Consider the following 6471-nt stretch of genomic DNA (forward strand, 5'->3'; position numbering starts at 1 on the left):
CCCCAAATCCAAGGTCTTGGAGGGGAATCGACTGGCCTGATTCTTAGCGCTCTTTTGGCAGGAAACCGGCCGCTAACTTGGCAGGATTCCAACGCTGAAACGGCCTACAAAGAGTTGATCACACACAACGTCGTACGCCCCGGGGACGCGGCCGAGGTGTCGTGGGCGTGGAAGACCATCTTGGAGCGTCGCTACGGCCCGGCCGGGATCGCTCTGACTCGGCAGGACATCGCCGTGTTTGAGCGGGGTGACGGCGACGCCTCCGGCGAGGCCTTCGCGTCGGCCAGGAAAGTCGCCTTGGGCGCCTACGTGCTCGCCGAAGCGCCGAATGGCAGACCCGATGTGATCCTGATCGCGACCGGCTCCGAGGTGCAGCTAGCCGTCGCGGCCCGTGCACAGCTCGCGATCGCGGGGATCAACGCCCGCGTGGTGAGCGCCCCCTGCCTGGAGTGGTTCGAAGAGCAATCGCCCGAGTACCGTGAATCGGTGCTTCCCGCATCGGTCACGGCCCGAGTCTCGGTCGAAGCGGGGATTGCCCTCGGCTGGCGCGGCTACGTGGGCGACCGCGGCCGCAGCATCTCCATCGAGCACTTCGGTGCCTCCGCCGACGGACAGACCCTGTTTCGCGAATTCGGCATCACCGCCGAGGCCGTCGTTGCCGCCGCGCAGGAGTCGATCGCCGCGCCTCTGGCCGTGCCGATCACCGTCCACCAATTCCGAATTTCCAATTCACTGAGGAGAACCCCGTAATGATTGAAACCACCCCTCTCGCCCAGCTGGCCGCCGCCGGCGTCAGTATCTGGCTCGACGACCTGTCCCGCGATCGCATCACGTCCGGCGGACTGCAGGACCTCATCAACACGAGCAACGTCGTGGGTGTGACGACGAACCCGACCATCTTCGCCAGCGCGCTGAGCAAGGGTGAAGCCTACGCCGAGCAGGTTGCCGCCCTTGCCGCCGCAGGCAGCACAGTGTCCGATGCCGTGTTCGACATCACCACCGATGACGTCACCGCCGCATGCGACATCTTCCGCCCCGTCTACGACCGCACCCACGGCGTGGACGGCAGGGTCTCCATCGAGGTGGAACCCGGCCTCGCTCGGGACGCAGCCGGCACCGTCATCCAAGCCACGCAGCTCTGGGCCAAGGTGAACCGGCCCAACGCCATGATCAAGATCCCGGCCACGATCGAGGGGCTGCACGCCATCACGGCGGTCATCGGTCAGGGCATCAGCGTGAACGTGACCCTGATCTTCAGCCTTGAACGCTACCGCCAAGTCATCGACGCGTATCTCTCCGGGTTGGAAATTGCCCAGGCCGCCGGACTGGACCTATCCACTATCCATTCAGTAGCCTCGTTCTTCGTCTCCCGCGTCGATACCGAGATCAATGCTCGCCTCGAGGCCATTGGAACCCCCGATGCCCTCATCCTGGGGAGCAAGGCCGGAGTCGCCAACGCGCAGCTCGCGTATGAGGTCTTCCAGCAGGCCTTCGGAAGCGAACGTGCTCGCGGCCTCATTGACGCAGGTGCCACAAGGCAGCGCCCACTGTGGGCCTCCACCGGCGTCAAGGATCCGGCACTGCCCGACACTCTCTACGTGACCGAGCTTGTCGCCCCCGAGGTGGTCAACACGATGCCCGAGAAGACCCTCCTGGCGACCCGCGATCATGGTCTCATCCCCGAAGACTCCATTACGGGTTCCTACCCCGCCGCCCACGCTGTGCTCGACGCCCTCGCCGCAGAGGGTGTCTCCTACGACGACGTCACCCGTGTGCTCGAAGAGGAAGGCGTGGCCAAGTTCATCATCTCCTGGAACGAACTCCTCGACACCGTCAGCACCGCGCTCGAAGGAGCCTCCACCCCAGTGATCGCCAGATGAGCTTCGGCTAGTCGGGTGGGCGTTAGTGGCTCCCAGTGCGGCACGGGGACGAGGCAGTGGAGGGGAGCCCCGCGGTCTTGGTGGGTTCATACGCTCGGCGAGGTGCCCCGGGTGTCGCGTGTTGAAACCGTCAACGGGACCACGCGTGGTCGACGCCGAGAACTCGCCGCGTGAGTTTGTCCCTGGTCGTGAGCAGGGCGTCGAGGGTGGCGGCCAGATCAACGTCTGCTGGTGGCTGCCCTGTTCGGCTGCCAGGACCACGGTGCGGCGCATGAGTTCCTTCGCAAAGGCAATGTGCCGCCCTCGGCCCGTGCAGCGTTATCCGTTATGGCCGATGGAGTCAACGGCAGGTCGCCGGCCTAGAGCTCAAACAGGCGACGGCGGGAGTCGGCGTCGGGCAATGGGATTTCGGCTGCGAGTTCAATCCGTCCGGGACGATCGGCTAGGGCTTGCTCCGGCACTTCACAACTAGACAGGCACCGGCCAAAGCCCATCATTTGCCCACCAAGATCATCCTGAGCAGACCAGAATCTACCGTATAAAATAGTCAGCAGCGAACCGCCCGGTTCCCTGTAAACACAAGGGAATCCGCGAGTTTTGCGGGATATTCGTCGAAGACAGAGTTAAGGCCTGAGCCTTCAAGGGGTCGCAGGTTCAAATCCTGTCAGCCGACAGAACAGAAGGGCCATTCGCGAAACTCTTCACGAAACGGTCCGGTCGAAGCAAAAAGAAATCGCTCCTGAGGCTTCTCGGGAGGGATTTCTTTTTTTAGGGGAACTTACGGCTGGTAACGGCCGCGATTGCCTGGTCCGGGACGCACCCCGGACCATTTTTTCACGCGCGTCGGACTGTCTCGAATGCCGGGTGTTTTGCCCTCTCGGGCGGTATCTAGTCGTTGTCGGGGCTGTTAGGTCTTGAGCGCTCCGTGGCACCACTGGCGCGGGCGGCCCCTCCACATCGGCGTGGGTCCCGCGTCCAAAGTGATAAGCCCCATGTTGGCGCCCCGCCGCCACGCGGGAGAGGTCGCGCATGACGGACTCGTCCAGAACCGCGGCGAGCCCGAATCGCCCGGACGCGACCAGGCCGGGCATGTCCGGCCCCGGTGAGTGTGGAGCGCGAGCCGTCCGGCGACAGGCGGAGTGGCTTCGCTCACCGCGGCAGCGGGTTCGGTCCGGTCGCCGTCACGACGCGCTGTGGGACCCAGCCGTCGACGTGGACGAAACCCTCGAACGTGGCGCCGTGTTGGAGGACGACGACGTCATACAGGGAGCGACGGTAGAACTTGACGTGGGTGAAGTCCTCGAAGAGAACGTAGTAGGGCTCGTTGTCCGCGCTCTGGAACTGCTGCCCGGTCAGCACGGCGCGATGCCGCCGAGAGAAGGCCTCCACTTCGTCGCCGACGACCACTCCCAGGTGCTCGAGGCCCATCTTGTAGACGCGCTGGTGGACTGGCGGAATGAGCTCGATGAGCGGGACGGGCATCCCGTCGAGGACCTTGAGCGGCGTGGCGAGCAGGATCATCGAAATCGGCCGGCCGTTCCAGACGTTCTCGGCGCTCGCCTTCGCGTGGCGCTCGAGCAGGGTCCGTACGTGGACGTACTGGTCCCATTCCGGCACGCGGAAGGCCAGGTGGCTGAGCGTGTACGGGCGGATGTCGATGCCTCGGGCGAGCAGGCGGTGGTGCTGCTGCAGGGCGAACGCCCGATAGTCCCCGATTATGTCTCCCACCGGATCGGCCATCGTCTCCTCCTGTCGGGCGCCATCGTACGCCGTCGAGGTGCGCGGCGACATCGAAACAATCCGACACCGCTCGGGGCACACCGTGCCGTGAACCTTGGGGTCTTCCTTGCCGGGGAATTCGCTGGGGGCTATGGCATTGCCGGGCGGTCGCCTTCGCGGAGCCAGTCGTCGAAGAAAGTTTGGAGTTGCTGGCCGGAGGTTTCTTCCATTACGGCTTGGAAGTCCTCAGTGGTCGCATTCGAGTCGTTGTACTGAGTCAGCCATAAGCGGGCGCCGGCGAAGAACGCGGCGTCGCCTATCTTGGCGCGCAATGCGTACAAGGCAGCCGCTCCCCGCAGATAGACCGGAGTCGCGAAGAGACTGTCGCGACCGGGGTCTGCGATGTTGAGCGCCCAGCCGTCGTTTGCGTCCAGGTAGGCCACCGTGTCGGCGAACCGGTCCGGAATTGATGCAGTGCCTTGATGTTCGGCCCACAGCCACTCGATATAGCTCGCCCAGCCTTCGTTCAGCCAGATGTCCTTCCAATCAGACGGGGTCACGGAGTTGCCGAACCACTGGTGCCCCAGTTCGTGCACCACCGTGTATTCGTCCGCGACCTCTGAGTACACCGGGCGTGTCTGGGTCTCCAGGGCGTAGTCGACCGAGTCGTCGTCGACAATCGCGCCGAACGACTCGAAGGGATACCGCCCGAACTGGGCCTCCAGAAATGTGATCATCTGGGGCTGGAGCGCGAGTGCCGCAGCCGTCTCTTCACGGAACGCACCCGTTACTCCATCGTCAATGGCATTGATGATCGGTAGGCCGGCCGGAGTCGCGTCGCGGGACAAGGCGAAGTCGCCTACGCTCGCCGTCGACAAGTAACTGGACATTGGGTCCGAAGCCCGCCATGTCCATGTAGTCCATCCGGCCTTCGTTTCGGGCGCCCCGACGGGCAGCCCGTTCGCCACAGCTGTCTTGCCCGCCGGCACCGTGATGCGGAACATGTAGGTGGCCTTGTCTTGCGGGTCGTCGTTCACGGGGTACCAGGTCGCTGCGCCCTCGGGCTCATTGAGCACCATCGCGCCATCAGCAGTGGTGACCCACCCGTAGAGGGCCCCGGTGGTGTCAAGCGGTCGCCCGGTGATCCCGCCATACTCAATGACGATGGTCGTAGTCTGTCCTGCTTTGATCTTCGGCCGCAGCCCGACGGTGAGTTCCCAGTATCGGTTCGCATCGTCCTGCAGCTGTGACCACTCAGCGCGGCCTTTGCCTTGCGAATTCCCATGTGCCGCGTCCCTGCCGTCCACCTTTACCGATGTGACGTCGAGGCCGCGCAGGTCGAAGTTGAGCGACTGCAGATCCTGCCTCGCGCGAAGTGTGATGGTCGCGACGCCGCTGAGGCGGCCGGTGAGGACGGTGGGATCCGTCGGCGGCGTGTAACGGAGGGCGAGGTCGTAATGCTGGACGTCGTACCCGCCGTTGCCGGCGTAGGGGAAGTACGCGTCACCGCTTCCGGCGGCGCCGGAAGTGTAGCGCGCCCCATCCTTTCCCGGAGACACCTGCGCCGTCTCGCGGAAAGCGCCAAACCCGACAGCTGCCGGCACGACCGCGACCGCGGGAGTTATTTTCGCCGTGGCGGCGGAAAATGTGGGGGTCGCTGCTGTTCCGGTCCCGCAGGCAGCCAGAACGAACACGGTCAGCCCCGCGAGTGCCACGGTTTGGAGCCTTCCCAATGAATCCACGAGACATCCCCTTCGTTGGGAGTGAGGGCGAGTATGGACCGGCGGGGCTCGAGAACATCGCGAAGACGAGGGATCAGGCGAGGATCTCGTTCATCGAATCAACAACTTAGTGCTCATCCCAAGCAACAGCAACCCACCCGGATGCATAGGCGAGAGAGTGAAGGTATCCGCTGAAAGCCAGTGGTGCACCTATGGCAGATCAATGCGACTCCGATCGGTCAACTGGGTACCCAATACTTCTTTCAGGTCCGGGCGAGTGGATGGCGATTTCCGTTCGCCCCGGCTCCCCAGGAGGACACAGTTGGGTCGGTAATTCTGTGAGTCACGCCCGTCAACACCACCTTGCCGCGTGGCATGTCACGAGTGTCAAAATCCGTCTGGTCGAGCATGCAGATCGAACTCCTCAACCGGAAGAGTGGCGCACCCGTGTTGACCTGGCGAACGCCATGGTCGAGTACATCGAGATCTTCGACAACCACCCAAGACGCCATTTACGGCTCGCCTATGCCACTCCGATCGAGCCCGAGTACGCTTCAACACAACATCCATCGCCGCCTGATCCTCAGACCGTAGCGGGGCGCCAACCCCGGGCTGGGCGAAGATGATGCGGATGATCGAGGCGACCATGTCCTGCGATCCCTTCGACAGCAAGGCGAGGGCGTTACGCATGAAGTGCACCGGTATAGCGTTGCCAGCCGGCGCCTTGGAACACGGTCCCGATGGCCTGGGACTCGATCCGGTGGCCCACCCGGGCCTTGCAGACGTGGCGTCTAGGAACACATGGGGGAAGTCCTGAGCGGCGAGGGTGCGGTCGCGGAACTCGGCCACCTCAGAGTTCAGGTTCGCGCAGATCCGGGACACTGCCGACATGGAGGTTTCGGAGTCCGTCGAATTCAAGGCTGAATGCAGCGATTGCGACAACTCCTGGCCCATGGTTTGTGTGTCACCTGTCGATAGACAGACCGGACTGTCGTGTCGTAATGTGACGGCAAGTCAGCTTCACCCCGTGTCAATGGCCAATCCGATCTGCCCACGGGCGGCCAGTAGAAATGCCCGCTGGTGGCCATGAAAACTGCCCACTCATGGCCAACAGATCTGCCCACCTGGGGTTTGGTGGCGTTGGCCATGCG

Annotated in this window: 4 protein-coding genes and 2 pseudogenes; 3 read left to right on the top strand and 3 right to left on the bottom strand. The window is 63.7% G+C overall.

Features of this window, described 5'->3' with window-relative positions:
• Positions 1 to 750: transketolase-like TK C-terminal-containing protein (locus QMG61_RS17200; RefSeq protein ID WP_283495559.1), on the top strand; the 750-nt coding region annotated here is incomplete at its 5' end.
• Positions 750 to 1880: a transaldolase gene (tal, locus tag QMG61_RS17205; RefSeq protein WP_283495560.1), complete on the top strand. Its 1131-nt coding sequence runs from the start codon at positions 750 to 752 to the stop codon at positions 1878 to 1880. The genes QMG61_RS17200 and tal, both read left to right, overlap by 1 nt.
• A 1149-nt stretch (positions 1881 to 3029) precedes the next feature.
• On the opposite strand, the gene QMG61_RS17210 is transcribed toward tal, so the two are convergent.
• Positions 3030 to 3620, bottom strand: a complete 591-nt coding sequence (locus QMG61_RS17210; protein ID WP_283495561.1) for a VOC family protein — start codon at positions 3618 to 3620, stop codon at positions 3030 to 3032.
• 128 nt (positions 3621 to 3748) lie between these two features.
• Positions 3749 to 5314: a M1 family metallopeptidase gene (locus QMG61_RS17215; RefSeq protein ID WP_283495562.1), complete on the bottom strand. Its 1566-nt coding sequence runs from the start codon at positions 5312 to 5314 to the stop codon at positions 3749 to 3751.
• Positions 5315 to 5710: 396 nt separating this feature from the next.
• On the opposite strand from QMG61_RS17215, the pseudogene QMG61_RS17565 reads away from it, so the two are divergent.
• Positions 5711 to 5946: pseudogene (locus QMG61_RS17565) on the top strand (IS3 family transposase); the annotation flags it as partial.
• Here QMG61_RS17565 and QMG61_RS17220 read toward each other — a convergent pair.
• Positions 5930 to 6226 (bottom strand): annotated as a pseudogene (locus QMG61_RS17220) (transposase); the annotation flags it as partial. The pseudogenes QMG61_RS17565 and QMG61_RS17220 overlap by 17 nt on opposite strands.
• Between the last annotated feature and the right edge of the window lie 245 nt (positions 6227 to 6471).

The sequence above is a fragment of the Cryobacterium sp. PH31-AA6 genome (genome assembly GCF_030063195.1).
Lineage (GTDB): Bacteria > Actinomycetota > Actinomycetes > Actinomycetales > Microbacteriaceae > Cryobacterium.